Source organism: Curtobacterium flaccumfaciens pv. betae (assembly GCF_026241855.1).
In the GTDB taxonomy this organism is placed as follows: Bacteria; Actinomycetota; Actinomycetes; order Actinomycetales; family Microbacteriaceae; genus Curtobacterium; species Curtobacterium flaccumfaciens.
This window is the reverse complement of the sequence record NZ_JAPJDC010000001.1, coordinates 2,172,046-2,190,681: the sequence shown is the minus strand read 5'-3', so window position 1 is coordinate 2,190,681 and position 18,636 is coordinate 2,172,046. Positions and strand designations below refer to the sequence as shown.

At 71.0% G+C, this 18,636-nt stretch carries 16 protein-coding genes; 7 read left to right on the top strand and 9 right to left on the bottom strand.

Translation table 11 applies throughout. The features are described from left to right. Window positions 1-3 precede the first annotated feature (3 nt). Both ORG17_RS10310 and ORG17_RS10305 read right to left on the bottom strand, forming a co-directional pair. A complete protein-coding gene (locus tag ORG17_RS10310) occupies window positions 4-1,449 on the bottom strand; it encodes a LamG-like jellyroll fold domain-containing protein (RefSeq protein WP_301565365.1) in 1,446 nt (481 codons plus the stop codon). A gap of 68 nt (window positions 1,450-1,517) precedes the next feature. Continuing rightward, window positions 1,518-2,099, bottom strand: a complete 582-nt coding sequence (locus tag ORG17_RS10305) for a hypothetical protein (RefSeq protein WP_214527545.1) — start codon at window positions 2,097-2,099, stop codon at window positions 1,518-1,520. A gap of 114 nt (window positions 2,100-2,213) precedes the next feature. Between ORG17_RS10305 and ORG17_RS10300 the strand changes: the two genes are divergently transcribed. Continuing rightward, on the top strand, window positions 2,214-2,654 hold the full coding sequence (locus ORG17_RS10300) for a GNAT family N-acetyltransferase (protein ID WP_027465835.1): 441 nt from the start codon (window positions 2,214-2,216) through the stop codon (window positions 2,652-2,654). 79 nt (window positions 2,655-2,733) lie between these two features. Here the strand turns inward: ORG17_RS10300 and ORG17_RS10295 are convergent, their stop codons facing one another. After that, window positions 2,734-6,480, bottom strand: coding sequence for a multifunctional oxoglutarate decarboxylase/oxoglutarate dehydrogenase thiamine pyrophosphate-binding subunit/dihydrolipoyllysine-residue succinyltransferase subunit (locus ORG17_RS10295; RefSeq protein WP_214527546.1), 3,747 nt, complete (start codon window positions 6,478-6,480; stop codon window positions 2,734-2,736). Window positions 6,481-6,657: 177 nt separating this feature from the next. On the opposite strand from ORG17_RS10295, the gene guaB1 reads away from it, so the two are divergent. Next, window positions 6,658-8,097, top strand: coding sequence for a GMP reductase (gene guaB1 / locus ORG17_RS10290; RefSeq protein WP_214527547.1), 1,440 nt, complete (start codon window positions 6,658-6,660; stop codon window positions 8,095-8,097). A 96-nt stretch (window positions 8,098-8,193) separates the two neighbouring features. On the opposite strand, the gene ORG17_RS10285 is transcribed toward guaB1, so the two are convergent. The 4 genes from ORG17_RS10285 to ORG17_RS10270 form a co-directional block, all read right to left on the bottom strand. Continuing rightward, window positions 8,194-9,231: a hemolysin family protein gene (locus tag ORG17_RS10285; RefSeq protein WP_027465832.1), complete on the bottom strand. Its 1,038-nt coding sequence runs from the start codon at window positions 9,229-9,231 to the stop codon at window positions 8,194-8,196. Beyond that, window positions 9,228-10,610 carry a hemolysin family protein gene (locus ORG17_RS10280; protein WP_214527548.1) on the bottom strand — a complete coding sequence of 461 codons (1,383 nt, stop codon included), beginning with the start codon at window positions 10,608-10,610 and terminating at the stop codon, window positions 9,228-9,230. The genes ORG17_RS10285 and ORG17_RS10280 overlap by 4 nt, the downstream gene beginning before the upstream one ends. 156 nt (window positions 10,611-10,766) lie before the next feature. Next, window positions 10,767-11,849 carry an NADH:flavin oxidoreductase/NADH oxidase gene (locus ORG17_RS10275; protein ID WP_027465830.1) on the bottom strand — a complete coding sequence of 361 codons (1,083 nt, stop codon included), beginning with the start codon at window positions 11,847-11,849 and terminating at the stop codon, window positions 10,767-10,769. Window positions 11,850-11,858: 9 nt separating this feature from the next. Beyond that, window positions 11,859-12,491: an HAD family hydrolase gene (locus ORG17_RS10270; protein ID WP_071244826.1), complete on the bottom strand. Its 633-nt coding sequence runs from the start codon at window positions 12,489-12,491 to the stop codon at window positions 11,859-11,861. Between the two features lie 24 nt (window positions 12,492-12,515). Between ORG17_RS10270 and ORG17_RS10265 the strand changes: the two genes are divergently transcribed. Continuing rightward, window positions 12,516-13,376 carry an ADP-dependent NAD(P)H-hydrate dehydratase gene (locus ORG17_RS10265; protein WP_214527549.1) on the top strand — a complete coding sequence of 287 codons (861 nt, stop codon included), beginning with the start codon at window positions 12,516-12,518 and terminating at the stop codon, window positions 13,374-13,376. 287 nt (window positions 13,377-13,663) lie between these two features. On the opposite strand, the gene ORG17_RS10260 is transcribed toward ORG17_RS10265, so the two are convergent. Beyond that, window positions 13,664-14,374, bottom strand: a complete 711-nt coding sequence (locus ORG17_RS10260) for a YceI family protein (RefSeq protein ID WP_027465827.1) — start codon at window positions 14,372-14,374, stop codon at window positions 13,664-13,666. Between the two features lie 83 nt (window positions 14,375-14,457). Here ORG17_RS10260 and ORG17_RS10255 point away from each other — a divergent pair, with 83 nt between their 5' ends. From ORG17_RS10255 to ORG17_RS10240, 4 genes are all read left to right on the top strand, one after another. Next, window positions 14,458-15,771 carry a glycosyltransferase 87 family protein gene (locus tag ORG17_RS10255; RefSeq protein WP_214527550.1) on the top strand — a complete coding sequence of 438 codons (1,314 nt, stop codon included), beginning with the start codon at window positions 14,458-14,460 and terminating at the stop codon, window positions 15,769-15,771. Further along, complete coding sequence (locus ORG17_RS10250) at window positions 15,768-16,076, top strand: thiamine-binding protein (RefSeq protein ID WP_017888186.1); 309 nt, start codon at window positions 15,768-15,770, stop codon at window positions 16,074-16,076. The genes ORG17_RS10255 and ORG17_RS10250 overlap by 4 nt, the downstream gene beginning before the upstream one ends. A 114-nt stretch (window positions 16,077-16,190) precedes the next feature. Then, window positions 16,191-16,370 (top strand): hypothetical protein, encoded by a 180-nt coding sequence (locus ORG17_RS10245; protein ID WP_214527551.1) that lies wholly within the window; start codon window positions 16,191-16,193, stop codon window positions 16,368-16,370. A gap of 124 nt (window positions 16,371-16,494) precedes the next feature. After that, a complete protein-coding gene (locus tag ORG17_RS10240; RefSeq protein ID WP_214527552.1) occupies window positions 16,495-17,760 on the top strand; it encodes an MFS transporter in 1,266 nt (421 codons plus the stop codon). A 168-nt stretch (window positions 17,761-17,928) separates the two neighbouring features. Here the strand turns inward: ORG17_RS10240 and ORG17_RS10235 are convergent, their stop codons facing one another. Next, window positions 17,929-18,600, bottom strand: coding sequence for a response regulator transcription factor (locus tag ORG17_RS10235; protein ID WP_017888182.1), 672 nt, complete (start codon window positions 18,598-18,600; stop codon window positions 17,929-17,931). Window positions 18,601-18,636 lie beyond the last annotated feature (36 nt).

Here is an 18,636-nt window from a genome sequence, read left to right as displayed (position 1 = left end):
GCGTCAGCGGCCGGCCTGGAACGCGCGGGTGATCGCCGCTGCGTCGAGGACGCGCTCGTGCACCCGGACCGTGTCCACGTCGCCGGTGTAGACGTAGTCGCCGGCGTTCGGCCAACCGGCCAGCGTCTGGCGTCCGGCGCGCCAGTGTCCGACGTACTGCCGCAGGGTGACGGCGTCGGAACGACTGCCCTGCAGCTGGCCGTCGACCCAGAGCGCCATCGATCGCGACTGGAACGTCGCGACCGCGTGGTGCCATTCGCCGTCGGTGACCGTCGCCGTCGATCCCAGCGTGAACTTGAACTGCGACCCTGATCCCTCGACGCCGAACCGCAGGACTCCGTCGGCGCCGATGTACAGGTGCCGGTCGCGGTACTGGGACGCCGCAGAGCGGTCCGAGCCGAAGCCGAACACGCGTCCGCCGTCGGTGTCCTGGGTGCGGAACCAGACCTCGATCGTGAAGGCGTTCGGAGCGGCGACCGCGGTGTCGGTGACCGCCCACCCTTCGGCCCCGTCCTCGGTCCAGAACGTCGCGTACGGGTTCGTGGCGCAGTCGGCGTCGACCCGGGCAGCGGCGGGCGTGAAGGTGCCGTCGGCCCCGGACCCGCTCGAGTCCACGACCCGGGGGCCGCTCTTCTCTGCGAAGTCCCACGCGAGTGCCGTGCCGGGTGCGGGCTGGTGGAAGCACCCGAACCCGCCGGTGCCGAGTGCCGAGGCGGTGCCGGTCGAACCGCTGAACCCAGCGCCCGCGCCAGCTCCGGCTCCTGCTCCGGCGAGCAGGGTGAGGGTGATGGCCGCTGCCGTGAACACCGCGACCGGCACGGTGGTCGACGTCGGAGCGGTGACGGTCGCCGTCCGGGGCTCCGCGACGACGGGAGAGCGGAGGTCACGGCGGGGCGTGCCGCAGGTGCGGCAGGGGCGACCGGCGACGATGTCGCGATCGGCTCGCCCGGCGACGACGAGCACGGCGGTGACGACGCCGGCCAGCAGCAGGGAGGCCCAGTCGCCCCCGCGGATCCAGACGCCCGGCAGCCCGATCCACGGGAACCGCAGCACCCCGACTCCGAGGACCGCCGCGGGTTCGACGGCCGTGCGGTCGGCCGTCGGGTTCGCGTCCCCGCGCAGACGCAGTGCGCCGTCCGGTTCGATGCGCTCGAGCCGGTGCAGACGGAGTCGATCCCGGTGGTCGGGGTCCTCGACGAGCAGCACCCGTCCGGCCTCGAGGTCGTCCGGGTCGACGGGCATCGCGGCGACGACGTCCCCGGTCCGGATGCCGGGGGCCATCGAGTCGGAGACGACCGTCGTGACGTGCCACCCGAACGCCGCGGGGAGCGACGCCCACAGTGCGAGCAGCAGCACCGACCAGAGGACCGTCCGCGCCGAGACCGCGAGGAGCAGCCGGGGCAGGTCGCCGACGCAGCGGACGTGACGGCGGGTGGCGACGTTCGGCATCGGCTGCTCCTCGGGTCGGGCGGGTCGGGCGGGACGGGCGGGTCGGGTGGGACGGATCGGGACGGGGATCAGTCGGTCTGCGCTTCCCACACGAACGAGGTGCCGGCCTCGGACGACTGCACGGTGTTCGGCGCATCCTCGTCCAGGTCGTAGCTGACGCGGTAGGTCGTGCTCGCCGTACCCGTCGCCGGCTTCCACGCGTCGACGCCGGTGCCGAAGGACTCGGACTCCATGAGGCCGGCGAGCGTGCCGTCGTGCACGGTCGTCGTCGTGGTGAACGTGCTGCAGTCGTCGGGGGTGCCGAGGCTGCCGCGCTCGACCGTCAGGCCGACGTGCTCGGCGAGCGCGTCGTCGTCGGCCGCGTCGGCGGTGAAGAGCTTCACGGTCGAGGCGTTGGTGGTGTTCGCCGTCACGGTGATGCAGTTCGATCCGGCGGACCCGGGCACCAGGTCGTCGACGTCGAACATCGCGACGCCCTGGTCGTCGTCGGTGAGGGAGACGGCACCGGTGCGCCAGCTGTTCGCGGCGTTGTCGGTGCTGCTCGAGAAGGCGGCGTACGAGGCCGTGGCGATGAGTGCGCCGCTGGCGACGACGGCGAGCGGGAAGGCGATCCAGGCGGCGGTGCGGCCGTGGCGGGAGGTGATGTGCATGGCTGTCCTGTCGGTCGGTTCACCCGGCGGGTGATATGACAGCAGAGTATATGAATATCAGTTGTTATGGAAGCCCGTCGCAACACGACCGACGGCCCGGGTAGGTTGGCCGACATGACCCTCTCCGTCGAGTCGACCACCACCTGGTCCGACACGGACGTCGCCGACGTCGCCGCCCTCGTCCGCCTGCTCGGTCACGACGTCGACGACGCGTCGATGCGCGCCCGCCTCGATCGGCTCACCCCCGAAGCCGGGCACCGCACCTGGGTGGTCCGGGGGGATGACGGACGGGTCGTCGCCGTCGCCGGCGCGCAGGTCACGTGGGCGTACGCCAGCGACGAGCCGACGGCGCAGCTGCTGCTGCTGGTCGTCGACGACACGGCCAGGAGGCTCGGCACCGGTTCGGCGCTCATCGGCACGTTCGAAGCATGGGCGGTCGAGCAGGGCGCGCGTCGCCTCAGTGCCGTCAGCGCGGCCGCGACGGACAGTGCGCACCGCTTCTACCAGAAGCGCGGGTACCACGACGCCGGGGTGCGGTACACGAAGATCGCGTAGCGCCACCGCCTTCCCCACGAACGTCGAAGCGCCCCGTGCCGGAGTCCCTCGGACTCCCGAACGGGGCGCTTCCTCGTGGCTAGGCCGACGCGCTCAACGCGGTGCTGATGACCTCGGCGGCCTCCTGTGCGGAGCGCTTCGAGGAACCCGTCGCCGGTGCGGCACTCGCCGAGCGGGCCGCCACGGACAACGGGCGGCCGCCCAGGTGCGGCGACAGGTTCATGCAGACGAACGGCCAGGCGCCCTGGTTCTCCGGCTCCTCTTGCGCCCACACGACGTCGGCGTCCGGGTAGCCCGCCAGCACCTCGAGCAGGCGGTCGAGGGGGAGCGGGGCGAGCTGCTCGAGCCGGACGAGTGCGACGTCGGTGATGCCACGCTTGTCGACCTCGGCACGCAGGTCGTGGTGCACCTTGCCGGAGTGCAGCACGACGCGGCGCACGGCACCCTTGTCGGTGATCCGCGCGTCGTCGAGCACGGGCTCGAACGTTCCCGTCGTGAAGTCCTCGACCGCGCTCGTCGCCTGACGGAGCCGGAGCATCGCTTTCGGGGAGAACACGACGAGCGGCTTCTGCGGCCGGGCCCAGGCCTGACGGCGGAGCAGGTGGAAGTACGACGCCGGGGTCGACGGTCGCGCGACGATCATGTTGTCCTCGGCGCACAGCTGCAGGTAGCGCTCGATGCGCGCCGACGAGTGGTCCGGCCCCTGGCCCTCGTACCCGTGCGGCAGCAGGAGGACGAGGCCGGAGCGCTGCCCCCACTTCTGCTCGGCGGACGAGATGAACTCGTCGATGACGATCTGGGCGCCGTTCGCGAAGTCGCCGAACTGTGCCTCCCAGAGCACGAGGGACTCGGGGCGCTCCACCGAGTAGCCGTACTCGAACGCCATCGCCGCGTACTCGCTCAGCAGGGAGTCGTACACGTAGAACCGGGCCTGGTCCTCGGTGAGGTTCGACAGCGGCAGCCATTCCTGGCCGTTCACCCGGTCGTGGAACACCGACTGGCGCTGGACGAACGTGCCGCGTCGGGCGTCCTGTCCGGCGAGGCGGACGGGCTTGCCCTCGACCAGGATCGACCCGATCGCCATGAGCTCGGCCATCGCCCAGTCGATGCCGCCGTTGCGCGTCATCTCGGTCCGCTTGGTCAGCAGCTGCTGCAGCTTCGGGTGGATGGAGAACCCGGCGGGCGGGTTGCTGTGCGCGTCACCGATCGCCCGGACGAGCTCTTCGGACACGGCGGTCTCGTGCACCTCGACCTCGGAGTCGTCGCGCTGCGCGGCCGGGCGTTCGAGCCCCTGCACCGCACCGTCGTCGTCGACGTCGATGACCGGGATGGTGCCGGTCTGTGCCTCGTGCGTCTCGGCGAAGGCGCGTTCCAGGCGATCCTGGAAGTCGCGGTGCGCCTCGTCGTACTCCTCTTGCGTGATGTCACCGCGGCCGACGAGGGCCTCGGTGTACAGCGTGCGGACGGAGCGCTTCGCCTCGATGAGGTTGTACATCAGCGGCTGCGTCATCGAGGGGTCGTCGCCCTCGTTGTGCCCACGACGGCGGTAGCAGATCAGGTCGATCACGACGTCGCGGTGGAACTCCTCGCGGTACGCGAAGGCGAGTTCGGCGACGCGGGCGACGGCCTCGGGGTCGTCACCGTTCACGTGGAAGATCGGCGCCTGGATCGTCTTCGCGACGTCGGTGGAGTACACCGAGCTGCGCGCCGACTCGGGCGGGGTGGTGAACCCGACCTGGTTGTTGATGACGAGGTGGACCGTGCCGCCCGTGCGGTAGCCGCGGAGCTGCGACATCTGCAGCGTCTCGACGACCACACCCTGGCCGGCCATCGCCGCGTCGCCGTGCACGAGCACGGGGAGCACACCGAAGCTGCCGGGGGCCTCGCGGTCCTGCTTGGCGCGGACGATGCCCTCGAGCACGCCGTCGACGGCTTCGAGGTGGGACGGGTTCGCGGCGATCGTCACCGGGATGCTCGAGCCGTCGGACGTGCGGAACACGCCCTCGGTGCCGACGTGGTACTTCACGTCGCCGGAGCCCTGACCGGACACCGTGCCCGGCAGCGAGGACCCCTCGAACTCCCGGAAGATCTGGCCGTAGGTCTTGCCGGCGATGTTCGTCAGCACGTTCAGGCGGCCGCGGTGGGCCATGCCGATCGCGACCTCGGCCAGTCCGGCTCCGGCGGCGTGCTGGATGAGGGTGTCGAGGAAGGCGATGGTGGACTCGCCGCCCTCGAGCGAGAAGCGCTTCTGGCCGACGTACTTGGTCTGCAGGAAGGTCTCGAACGCCTCGGCCTCGTTGAGCTTGCCGAGGACGCGGAGCTGCTCTTCCTTCGAGGGCTTCGAGTACGGCACCTCGATGCGCTCCTGCACCCAGCGACGCTGTTCCGGGTCCTGGATGTGCATGTACTCGATGCCGACCGTGCGGCAGTAGGCGTCGCGCAGGATCCCGAGGACGTCGCGCAGCGGTGCCGAGGTGGTGCCGGCGAGCCCACCGGTGACGAACTCGCGGTCGAGGTCCCAGAAGGTCAGCCCGTGGCTCTCGATCTCGAGGTCGGGGTGCGTGCGCTGGCGGTACTCGAGTGGGTCGATGTCGGCCATCAGGTGCCCACGGACGCGGAAGCTGTTGATGAGCTCCTGCACGCGGGCGGTCTTGTTCACCCGGTGCGCCAGGTCGACGTTGATGTCGTTCGCCCACTGGATCGGCTTGTAGGGGATCCGGAGCGCGGCGAAGATGCCGTCGTAGAAGCCGTGCTCGCCGATGAGGCGCTCGTGCACGTGCTTGAGGTACTCACCCGAACCGGCGCCCTGGATGACGCGGTGGTCGTAGGTGCTCGTCAGAGTGATGGTCTTGCCGATGCCGAGCTCGACCAGGGTCTTCGACGCCGAACCCTGGAACTGCGCCGGGTACTCGAGGGCACCGGCGCCGATGATCGAGCCCTGCCCCTTCGTCAGACGCGGGACCGAGTGCACGGTGCCGATGCCACCCGGGTTGGTGAGCGAGATCGTCGTGCCCTGGAAGTCCGCCGGGGTGAGCTTGTTGTCACGGGCACGCTTGACGAGGTCTTCGTAGGCGGAGAGGAACTGCCCGAACGTCAGGGTCTCGGCGCGCTTGATGCTCGGCACCAGGAGCGAGCGGGTGCCGTCCTTCTTCGGGACGTCGATCGCGATGCCGAGGTTGACGTGCGCCGGGGCGACGACGAACGGCTTGCCGTCGCGCTCCTCGTAGAAGACGTTCTGGCTCGGGAAGTCCTTGATCGCCTGCACCATCGCCCACCCGATCAGGTGCGTGAAGGAGATCTTGCCGCCGCGGGCGCGTCGCAGGTGGTTGTTGATGACGATCCGGTTGTCGATCATCAGCTTCGCCGGGATGGTCCGGACGCTCGTGGCGGTCGGGACCGTCAGCGAGGCGTCCATGTTCGACGCAAGCGTCTTGGCCATGCCCCGGAGCGGGGTCGCCACGTCCTCGTGGGTCTCCTCGTGGTCGTCGGCGGCGTCGTTCGCCTCGGCCGGGATCGGCTGCGGTGCCGGCTGGCGCGAGGTGGTCTTCGCCTGGATCGGACCCGACTTCGCCTCGCCGGGGGTGTCCCCGGTGGCCGGCTGCTGCGTCGAGGACTGCTGCTGCGTCGGCGCCTGCTGTGCGGGGGACCCCGCCGGAGCCGGAGCGTCACCGACCTGCGTGCGGTGGTAGCTCTCGAGGACCGGCCACCAGGACTTGTCGACCGACTCCTTGTCCGCGACGAACTGCTCGTAGAGCTCGTCGACGAGCCACTCGTTCGCCCCGAATTCGCCCGCGGTCTCGTCCGTTCCGGTCAGATGGCTCGACACAGCCGATCGCCCACTCTCCGTCGATAGATGCTCGTGTGTGTCGTGCGGAGCAACCCTGCGCCGCACAGGTGCCAAGCCTAGCCGCTCCGACATGTCCGTTCCGTGTCAGCCGCGGCGCGAGTCGGCAGCCCCCGAGCACCCGGTCGGGGCCCTGACGGGAGCCGTACAGTGGAGCGCATGAGGTTCTACGAGACGCGGCCGACGCACGACCTGACCTACTCCGACGTCTTCCTCGTCCCGAGCCGCTCCGGCGTGACGAGCCGCTTCGACGTCGACCTCGCGGCGAACGACGGCAGCGGTGCCACGATCCCGATCGTCAGCGCCAACATGAACTCCGTCACCGGCCCCCGGCTCGCCGCCACCCTGGCCCGCCGCGGCGGTCTCGGCGTGTTGCCGCAGGACATGCACCTGCAGGACCTCGACGCCGCGATCCGCTGGGTGAAGGACCAGCCGGTCGACTTCGACACCGCCTACGACATGGGGGCGCAGACCACCGTCGCCGAGGCCCTCGAGCAGCTCCTGCCGGTGGCCGGCCGTGGTGTGGTCGTCCGCGACGCCGACGGGGAGTACCTGGGCTGCGTGCCCGCGACACGCCTCGGCACCGCCGGCCCCGACGCCGTCCTCGGCGACCTGCTGCACGGCGCCTCGACCGCGATCGACGCCGAGGACGCCGGCACGCCCCGGCACGTGTACGACGTGCTCTCGGCCGCCGAGGTCGACTTCGCGCCGGTGATGCGGCACGGCCGGGTCGTCGGTACCACGAGCCAGACGAGCGCGATCCGCTCCGACATCTACACGCCCGCCGTCGACGGTTCCGGCCGGCTCCGGGTCGCCGCCGCGCTCGGCATCAACGGCGACGTCGCCGCCAAGGCGAAGGCACTGGCAGCCGCGGGCGTGGACGTCCTGGTCCTCGACACCGCGCACGGCCACCAGGACGGCATGCTCCGTGCACTCCGCACCGTCGCGTCGCTGCAGCTCGGCATCCCGCTCGTCGCCGGCAACGTCGTCACCGCCGACGCCGTCGCGCACCTGGTCGGGGCCGGAGCGGACATCATCAAGGTCGGCGTCGGGCCTGGTGCCATGTGCACGACCCGCATGATGACGGCCGTCGGTCGTCCGCAGTTCTCCGCCGTGCTCGAGACCGCGGCGGCGGCCCGCTCGCTCGGCGCGCACGTCTGGGCGGACGGCGGGGTGCGCTACCCGCGCGACGTCGCCCTCGCGCTGGCAGCCGGGGCGTCCGCCGTGATGATCGGCTCGTGGTTCGCCGGCACGCTCGAGGCCCCGGGCGTCCTGCGTCGTGACGCCGCGGGCAAGGCGTACAAGGAGAGCTGGGGCATGGCCTCGGCCAAGGCCGTGCGTGAGCGGTTCGAGCGTCTCGACCTGTACGAGCGGGCCCGCAAGGCGCTCTTCGCCGAGGGGATCTCGTCGTCGACGATCTACCTCGACCCGGAGCGTCCGAGCGTCGAGGACCTGCTCGACATGATCACCACCGGCGTCCGCAGCTCCGCCACCTACGCGGGCGCGTCGTCCCTCGCCGAGTTCTCCGAGCGCGCGCTGGTCGGCATCCAGTCCGCCGCCGGGTACGAGGAGGGCAAGCCCCTGCCCGTCAGCTGGTAGCGCGGACGGGGCGCGCGTCGCCCTGGTCGCGACCACGAACGGACGGGAGGCCCGTGGCGGTGTCGCCACGGGCCTCCCGTCCGTCTGCCGGTGCGTCTACCGGCGTCGGGTCGCGTCCTCGACCTCGCCCACCAGTTCTTCGAGGATGTCCTCGAGGAACAGCACGCCGATCGTGCGGCCGTCCGCGTCGAAGGCGCGGGCCACGTGGCGCCCGGCGGCCCGCATGGTCGCGAGCGCGTCCTCGAGGTCCATCTCGGTGTAGAGCGAGATGAGCTGGCGGATGCGCTTCGGCGGCACCGGGTCGTCGAACTCGTCCGGCCGCAGGTCGATGACGTCCTTCACGTGCACGTAGCCCGTGGGGGAGCCGTCCTCGCCGACGAGCACGTAGCGGGAGAACCCGCGCTGCGCCACGGCGTGCTCGACGTCGGCCGGGGTGGCGTCGTCGGGCAGGGTGACGAGCTCGGCCATCGGCACGGCGACGTCGCGGACCTTCTTCTCCGTGAACTCGAACGCCAGGGCGAGCTTGCCGTCGTCGGTCAGGGTGCCCTCGCGGCGGGACTGCTCCACGATGGTCTGCACCTCTTCCACCGTGAAGGCGCTCACCGCTTCGTCCTTGGGCTCGACGCGGAACAGCCGCAGCACGGCGTTCGCGACCTCGTTCAGGCCGACGATGACCCAGTGCAGGCCGTGACCGATGTACCAGAGCGTCGGCACCAGCAGCAGCGCGGCGCGGTCCGGCATCGAGAACGAGATGTTCTTCGGCACCATCTCGCCGAACACCACGTGCAGGAACGACACGAGCAGCAGCGTGAACACGAAGGCCACGGTGCCGATCACCTCGGCGCTCCAGCCGGTCAGGTGCAGCGGGACCTCGAGCAGGTGGTGAATCGCCGGCTCGGACACGTTCAGGATGAGCAGCGAGCAGACCGTGATGCCGAGCTGGGTCGTGGCGAGCATGCGGGTGGCGTGCTCCATCGCCCACAGCGTCATCTGCGCAGCCTTCGAGCCCTCTTCGGCGCGGGGCTCGATCTGCGAGCGACGTGCCGAGATGACCGCGAACTCCGCCGCGACGAAGTACGCGTTGCCCATCAACAGGACGACGAGCCAGAAGATGCCCCACCAATCGGAGCTCATCGGGTGCTGCCCTTCGTCGTGGTGGTCGGGGTGCTCTTGGTGGACGGGATGATGATCGCGGTCGCCGCCGTGTCGGTCGACGGCCGCGTCGGGGTCCAGCGGATGCGGTCGATCCGACGGCCGTCCAGCCGCTCGACGCGGAACACCCCGCCGTCCAGGGGCACCTCGTCGCCGACGACGGGCAGGCGGCCCAGCGTCGACATGACGAACCCGCCGACGGTCTCGTACGGGCCCTCCTCGGGCACCTTGACGCCGGCGCGGTCCTCGAGCTCGTCGGGACGCAGCAGACCGGGGAACGTCAGCCAGTCACGGGAGCGGACCACGTCGATGCGGGCGCGGTCGTGCTCGTCGGAGACCTCGCCGACGATCTCCTCGATCAGGTCCTCGAGCGTGACGACCCCGGCGGTGCCGCCGTACTCGTCGACGACGATGACCATCTGGTAGCCGCGGCCGCGGACCTCGGCGAGCAGGGTGTCGCCGGGCATGGTCTCCGGCACGCGTTCGGCGTCGGTCATGAGGGCCCCGACGGGGACCTCCGGACGCTTCTCGCGCGGCACGGCGACGGCCTGCTTGACGTGCACGATGCCGACGACGTCGTCCGCGTCCTCCTCGATGACGGGGAAGCGGCTGAAGCCGGTCTTGCGCGCAAGGGCGATGACGTCCTCGGCGGACTCGGACACGCGGATGGTGGAGAGCCTCGGGCGCGGGGTCATCACGTCGCTGGCGCTCAGCTCGGAGAACGAGATGGTGCGCTCGAGGAGCGTCGCGGTGTCCTGTTCGAGCGAGCCCTCGGAGGCCGAGCGGCGCAGCAGCGAGGTGAGTTCCTCGGCGCTGCGGGCACCGGAGAGTTCCTCCTGCGGCTCGATGCCCAGCGACCGGAGCACGGCGTTCGCGGTGCCGTTCAGCAGCGCGACGGCGGGCTTGAAGACCGTCGTGAACGCGATCTGCAGCGGGACCACGAGCCTGGCGGTCTGCAGGGGCAGCGCGAGCGCGAAGTTCTTCGGCACCAGTTCGCCGAGGATCATCGACAGCAGGGTCGCGATGACGAGCGCCACGATCGAGCCGACGGTCTCGACGATGCCCTCTGGCAGGTTCATCGCCAGGAACGGCGCATCGAGCAGCTTCGCGATCGAGGGTTCGAGCAGGTAACCGGTCAGCAGCGTGGTCAGCGTGATGCCGAGCTGTGCGCTGGACAGGTGCGTCGAGGTGACCTTCAGCGCGCCGATGACCGGTGCGAGGCCGGCTTCACCGCGGTCGCGCCGCGCTTCGACGTCGGCGCGGTCGAGGTTGACCAGCGCGAACTCGGACGCGACGAAGACACCCGTGCCGAGGGTCAGCAGGATGCCGCCGATCAGCATGACGATGTCGATCGGACTCATGATTCACCCCCGTTCGCGCACAGGGATGACGTGCAGCTCACCGAGTGAGCGGCGGATGAGTGAGGCGAAGAACTATTCGGGGGATCGTCCACAGTGCTGCCAATCGTACTGCCTGCGCGGTCGCTGAACCGTGAATCCGTACAGAAGCGACCGCGCCTAGGCCGTGATCCGCGCGCGGTGGTACTGCTGCGGCTCGTAGTCGACCGGCACGCGGAGTTCGACGGCGGCACGGAGCGCGAACGACGGGTCGCGGAGCATCTCGCGACCGATCATCACGACGTCGGCCAGGCCGGTCGCGACGATCTGCTCGGCCTGGAACGCCTCGGAGATCATGCCCACGGCGATCGTCGGGATGCCGGCGTCGCGCTTGATCGCTGCGGCGTGCGGTACCTGGTAGCCGGGGCCGACCGGGATCGGCGCGCTCGCGACGTTGCCGCCGGTCGACACGTCGGCCAGGTCGGCACCGTGCTCAGCGGCCCAGCGGGCGACGACTGTGGTCTCGTCGAGCGTGAGCCCGCCGTCGACCCAGTCGGTGGCCGAGAACCGGACGACGATCGGGAAGCCCTCGCCGACCTCGGCGCGCACGGCGTCGACGACCTCGAGCAGCGCGCGGGCACGGTTCTCGAGCGAGCCGCCGTACTGGTCGGTGCGCTGGTTGCTCAGCGGCGAGAGGAACTGGTGCAGCAGGTAGCCGTGGGCCGCGTGGATCTCGACCAGGTCGAACCCGGCCTCGACCGCGCGGCGGGCGGACTGCGCGAAGGCGAGGGCGACGACGCGGATGTCCTCGACCGCGAGTTCGCGCGGGACGTCGTAGCCGTCGAAGGCCACGGCCGACGGAGCGACCGTGGTCCAGCCGCCCTGGTCGGCGGGGACGGTGCCGTGCGTGGTGTCCCAGGGGCGGTAGGTCGACGCCTTGCGGCCGGCGTGTGCCAGCTGGATGCCCGCCGCGGCGCCCTGCTCGTGCAGGAAGTCGACGATCGGCTTGAACGCGTCGCGCTGCTGGTCGTTCCACAGCCCGAGGTCCTGCGGGGTGATCCGTCCCTCGGGCACGACACCCGTCGCCTCGACCACGACCGCGCCGGCGCCGCCCTTGGCGAACCCGCCCAGGTGCACGAGGTGCCACGGCGTCGGGACGCCGTCCTGCTGGTCCACCGAGTACTGGCACATCGGGGAGACCCAGATGCGGTTGCGGACGGTCAGGTCACGGACGGTGATCGGGTCGAACAGGGCGTGCGTCACGCGGGCTCCTCAGAGGACGGGTGCCGGCGCCTCGGCCAGTTCCGTCAGGAACGACCGCAGCGACGCCGGCGACGTGTAGTGGTGGCCGACCGCCCCGATCGCTTCCGCACCGGTGGCGTTCTCGGCCCTGTTGTCCACGAACACCATCTGACCCGGGTCGATTCCCAAGCGCGCACAGGTGTCGCGGTAGATGGATGCCGCGGGCTTCAGGACGTGCTCCTCGGCGCTCACCACGACGGTCTCGAACAGCGAGCCCATGGGGGAGCGGCGGTACGGGTCACCGAAGTCGAAGCCCGCGTTCGAGAGCAGGGCCACACGGGTGCCGGCGTCGTGCAGCTCCTCGACGATCTCGAGGGTCTCCGGCTCGACCTCGAACCACCCGGTGAAGTCGATCGCCCAGAACCGGTGGATCTCCGAGATGCTCCAGGTCCGTCCGGTCCGTTCCGCGATCGCACGCCAGTACGCCACGACGGACAGGTCGCCGCGGTCCAGGTCGTGCCGGAGCTCCTGGTACACCGGGAACAGCTCGTCCGCCGGGACCCCGGTGGCGGCCACGAGGGCGTCCCGCGAGGCGTGCGGCGTCCGGCTGATCACCTCGCCGTAGTCGAAGACCACCACGCGACCAGGCAGGAACAGGCTCATGCGCTCCACCGTAACGTGGGGCCGGTGAACGACTTCGTGCCCCTCCGACCGTCCGATGCCGCCGCGTGGGTCACCGCGCCGACGGGGGAGTCCACCAAGTACCGCCGCGGGGTCCTCGGCGTCGCGACCGGCTCCGACCAGTACCCCGGCGCCGCGGTGCTCGGGGTCGACGCCGCCGTGCACACCGGCGTCGGCATGGTCCGGTACGTCGGGCCGTCACGCGCCACCGACCACGTGCTCACCCGCCGCCCCGAGGTCGTGTCCGGTGTCGGCCGCGTGCAGGCCTGGCTCGTCGGCTCCGGGGTCTCGGCGCCGTCGCTCGGTGACCTGGACGAGACGACGGCGTCGGGCTTCTCGCACGCCTCCGACGACGGCGTCCCGGTCGTCGTCGACGCCGGGGCGATCCCGCTCGTCGACCTCGGGCCGCTCGCCGTGCTCACCCCGCACGCCGGTGAGCTCGCATCGTTCCTGGGGGTCGATCGCGTCGAGATCGAGCAGGACCCGGCCGCGGCGGCGCTCCGAGCGGCGGAGCAGACCGGCAGCGTCGTGCTGCTCAAGGGGGAGCGGACCCACGTGATCACCCCGGACGGGTCGGTGCGGCTCGTGGCTGCGTCCGCGACGCCGTGGCTCGCGGCGGCCGGTGCCGGGGACGTGCTGGGTGGGGTGCTCGGGGCGCTCGTCGCCGCGCGGCAGGGCTCCGTCGAAGCGGCCGGGTCGTTGCTCACGCCGTCGGACCTCGCGCACCTGGCCGCGTCGGCCGCCGTGGTGCACGGACTCGCGGCGCGGCGGGCGTCCGGCGGCGGACCGTTCCCGATGACGACGCTCATCGCCGAGCTGCCGGGGGTCGTGCGGGACCTGGTCGTCGACGGGGACGCGCGCGGCTAGTCGTCGGTGTGGAACGACGGTGTCGACGTCGTACGACATCGGCTTCGTCGTTCGCTGCAGGCGCGGACTGTTGCGGGTGCGCGGGAGCGACAGCGTCGAGGTCGTACGACATCGACTTCGTCGTTCGTTGCGGGCGCGGGGTGACGACAGTGTCGGTGTCGTACGACGTCGGTGGTGTCGCTTGTTGTCGACGCGAGCGTGGGACGGACGGGAGGCCCGTGGCGGCGTCGCCACGGGCCTCCCGTCCGATTGCGGTCACGTCAAGGGCGCGACGCGCGTCGCGGACGTCAGCTCGCGGGGGTCGCGTGCACCAGGAACTCGACGGAACCGGCGTCGTCGACCTTGACGAACCCCAGGCTCGGGGCCTGCACGCCGTAGTCCGAGAAGGTGATCGGGACCGAACCGGAGATGTCCACGCCGTCGCCGTTCAGGCCGACCTGCAGCTTCGCGGTGACGTCCTTCGTGACGCCGTGCAGGGTGAGCTTCCCCGGAGCCGTCACGGTCGTCGTGTCGGAACCGCTCGGGACCGCGTCGGCGATCGGCGTGGTGAGTTCGAAGGTGGCCTCGGGGAAGGCCGCGGCGTCCATCGCGGAGTCGCGGAAGTAGGCGTCGCGCTGGTCGGAGTCGGTGGTGATGTCGGCGACCTGCACCGTGATCTTCGCGGCGGTGATGCTCGTGCCGTCGACGGTCGCGGTGCCGGCGACGCTGTCGGTGCGGCCGGTGACGGTGACGTCGGAGCCGTTCAGGACCTCGTGGACGCGGTACCCGGCCTCCGAGTCGCCGCCGACCGTCCACTCGCCGGACAGGTCCGTGCCGTCGAGGGTGGAGGCCTCGCGGGTGGCGGCGACGGACGGCGCGGCCGAGGCCTTCGCGTTCTCGGTGCTCGTGTAGACGTTCGTGAAGACCACCGCACCCACGACGCCGAGGACGACCACGGCGGCGATGACGGAGATCCAGATGACGGCCTTGCGGCGCTTGCGCGGGGTGTCGGAGGTCACGAACTGAACGGTGACACGTCATGCTCGGGAGAGCCTGAGATCGTGGCAGCGATCGCCCCCGGTCCGGCCGCTACGCTCGTCCGGTGCAGAGGACCTCGACCCGGTGGCTCGAACTCGCCGGCTTCGTCCTGGCGTTCGTCGCCGTGCACGGGTTCCTGTGGTGGCTGACCCTCGTGTCGGCGAACCTGCCGCTCGGTGACGTGACCATCACCTACAGCCGCTGGATCGAGACCGGGCGGACCGCGGACTTCTGGGTCGGCGTCGACGGCGCCTGGGTGTACCCGATCCTGGCGATCGTGCCGATGGCGGCCGCGGCGCTCGGGGGAGTCGAGTCCATCGGCACCGGCTGGCTGCTGCTGATGGTGTTGCTCGACGCCGTGGCGTGCGCGTTCCTGTGGCGGTTCCGGGCCCGCGTCGGGTCGTCCGACCGCTTCGGCGTGCACGGCGTGCGGGTCGTCTGGTGGTGGCTGCTGTTCCTGCTCGCGCTCGGGCCGATCGCGCTCGGTCGGATCGACACCGTCGCGACGGTGTTCGCGATGGTGGGCGTGGCGTTCGTCGCCTCGAGGCCGGCCGTCGCCTCCGCGCTCTTCACTGCCGGCGCGTGGACGAAGGTGTGGCCCGCGGCGCTCGTCGCGGTGCTGCTGCTCCTGCGACGCGGACACCGCCGGGGTGTGCTCGCCGGAGCCCTGGTGCTGAGCGCCCTGATCGTGCTCGTCGACGTGCTGTGGGGCGGTGCGCCGTACCTGCTGTCCTTCGTCGGTGAGCAGACCGGTCGTGCCCTGCAGATCGAGTCGCCGCTCGCGACACCCTTCATGTGGGCTGCTGCGTTCGGTGTCCCCGGAGCGGCGGTGTTCTACGACCAGGAGATCCTGACCTTCGAGGTGTCCGGTGCCGGCACGTCGGTCGCCGCCGCGGTGTCGACGCCGCTGATGGCCGTCGTCGTGGTGGCCGGGGTCGTGATCGCGCTCTGGGCCGCACACCGCGGTGCCCGTCGGGCCGAGCTCGCACCGGTCCTCGCGCTCCTGTTCGTGGCGGCGCTCATCGCGACGAACAAGGTCGGGTCGCCGCAGTACATCGGCTGGTTCGCGGTGCCGATCGTGTGGGGGCTCGCGGCGGGCACCCCGAGTGCGCGTCGGTTCGTGCCCATCGCGGTGCTCGCGCTGCCGATGGCCCTGCTCACGCAGGTGGTCTACCCGGGCTACTACGACCAGTTGCTCGGCGTGCAGCCGTGGATCCTCGTGGTGCTCACGGTGCGGAACGTGCTCGAGGTGGCGATCCTGGTGTGGAGCGTCGTCGTGCTGGTGCGGATGGGGCGTCGCGCGGGGTCCGGACGGGTGTCGGCGCGCTCGTCGCCGTCCGTGCACGACCAGCCCGAGCCGGGCAGGATGGACGCATGATCGTCGCCTTCTCCGTCGCTCCGTCCGGTGGTCCCGCTGCAACGTCCGACGGGTCCGTGCACGACGCCGTCGCGGCCGCCGTACGTGTGGTGCGCGAGAGCGGGCTGCCGAACCGCACCTCGTCGATGTTCACCGAGATCGAGGGGGAGTGGGACGAGGTCATGGACGTCGTCAAGCGCGCCACCGAGGCCGTCGGTGCGTACGGCACGCGGGTGTCGCTCGTGCTCAAGGCCGACATCCGCCCCGGGCACACCGGCGAGATCGACGGCAAGCTCGAACGGCTCGAGGCCGCGCTCGGCGAGTAGCCCGCGGCGGCACGGACGACACGCCGGAGCGGTCCCTCGGATGTCGGTGGTCGGGTGTCTCATGGTCTGCATCGAGCCACATCGGGTGGCCTCTGAGACGACGAGGAGCGCGTGATGATGCACGACGGCTGGTGCCCCGACTGCGACCTGCGAACGGTCGTCATCGACACGGACGAACACGGCGACAACGCCTGGGCGACCTGCGCGGAGTGCGGCACCGGATGGGTGCACCGCGACGAGCTGCCCGAGCAGACCCCGGCACGGACCCGCACGACGGAGCGCCAGGCAGCCTGACCTCCGGCGGGCTTTCGCTGGTCCGTTGGAGCGGTCTACACTCGATGGACCAGGACATCACGGCCGCCCCGTCCGGTGGGGTGCTGCACCGTCGTCCCGCTCCGCCCGCACGAGAACAGGCCCCATGTCACAGCTCACGCCTGCGCGTCGCACCCTCGCGCTCATCTCGCTCGCCCTCGGCGGGTTCGCCATCGGCTCGACCGAGTTCGTCGCGATGGGGCTGCTGCCGAACATCGCGCAGGCCCTGCTCCCCGAGCAGTACGGCATGGATCCCGACGCCGGGATCGCCCACGCCGGCTGGCTCGTCAGCGCGTACGCCCTCGGGGTCGTCGTCGGTGCGCCGACCATCGCGGCGATGTCCGCCCGGTTCCCGCGCAAGGGCCTGATCCTCGTACTGCTCGTCGGGTTCGTCGTCGCGACGATCGCGAGCGCGCTGCTGCCCTCGTTCGGTCTGGTGCTCGTCGCCCGTTTCGTCGCGGGTCTGCCGCACGGTGCCTACTTCGGCATCGCGTCGATCGTCGCCGGCGACATGATGGGCCCGGGCAAGGGCGGCAAGGGCATCGCCATGGTGCTGCTCGGCCTGTCGGTCGCGAACGTCGTCGGGGTCCCGGCGATCACGTGGGTCGGACAGGTGGCCGGGTGGCGGGTCGCCTACGGCGTCGTCGCCGCGCTGTTCGCCCTGACGTTCCTGGCCGTCGCGGCCTTCGTGCCGAAGAGCGCCCGCGACGAGCACGCCACGATCGGCCGCGAGCTCCGGGCGTTCCGCGTGCCGCAGGTGTGGATCGTGATGGGCCTCGGCGCCGTCGGGTTCGGCGGGTTCTTCGCGGTGTACTCGTACATCTCGCCGCTCGTGCAGAACGTCACCGGGATGCCCGAGTCGTTCGTGCCGATCGTGCTCGTCGTCGTGGGCATCGGCATGGTCGTCGGCGGGGTGCTCGGCGGACACCTGGCTGACCACAGTGTGAAGCGCACGATCTACGTCGGCATGTTCGCGCTCATCGGCGCCCTGCTCATCACCGTCCTGACGGCGCAGTGGCTCTGGGGCATGCTGCTCGGCGCGTTCCTGCTCGGGGCGACCTCGTCGGCGATCCCGCCGGCGGTGCAGTCGCGCCTGATGGACGTCGCCGGGGATGCCCGCACGATCGCGGCGGCGCTGAACCACTCGGCGTTCAACATCGGCAACTCGATCGGTGCGGCCCTGGGCGGCGCGGTCATCGCCGCCGGCTTCGGGTTCCTCGCACCGGGCTGGCTCGGCATCGGCCTGGCGCTGCTCGGCGTCCTGGTGACGATGGTCAGCTACGCGGTCGAGCGGCGGAGCACCCGTCGTGCCGCGGTCCGCTCCTCGTCACCGTCCACCGGTCCGATCACCGCACCGGTCCCGACGGCCTGACACGCGGGGTGTGCGCACGCACCCACCGGACGGGAGGCCCGTGGCGACGCCGCCACGGGCCTCCCGTCCGTCGTGTGGTGCGGCCACCGCACATGGTGAGCAGCAATGGTCGGGTCCCGTGACGGGACCCGACCATTGCTGCTCACGAAGCGCAACGCGCGACGCGCGCTAGAGCCCCAGGGGGCTGCCGTCCTGCACGATGATGCCGTCGGTGATCGCACGCTTCCGGAGCGCAACCTTCGTACCCACGTCGAAGCCGGCCACGCGGTACTTCTCGCGGATGCGCTTGAGGTAGCTCTTCGCCGTCTCCTCGGAGATGCCGAGCTGGTAGGCGACGCTCTTGACGGGCTCACCACCGCCGTACAGGGCCATCACACGACGCTCCTGGGCGCTGAGCTTCGGCACACCGCCGACGTCGCCGCTGTTGATGGCGAGGTCGAGCTCTGCCGAGACGTACTGCTCGCCGCGCTGGGCGGAGCGGATCGCCTCGACGATCATGTCGGCGTCCTCGCTCTTGACGAGGTACCCGAGGGCGCCGGCGCCGAGGGCCTCGCGCACGACGTTCGGCTCCGAGTACGTGCTCATCACGACGGTCTTGACGCCCGCGGTCTTGAGCGTCGAGATCTTCAGCGACACCGGGATGGAGTCCTTGAGGTCCAGGTCCAGCAGCACCACGTCGACCGGGAACGCCGGGCTCGTCAGGAGCTCGGGCCAGGTCGTGACGGCGGCCACCAGGGTGATGTCGTCGGCCGCGTTCCGGATCCACTCCGTGAGCGCGCCGAGGAGCATCCTGTGGTCGTCGACCAGTGCGAGTCGGATCGGTTCCTCTGGAGTCGCCATGCTGGCGTCCTTTCTCGGTGCGGATTGCTCGGCCGA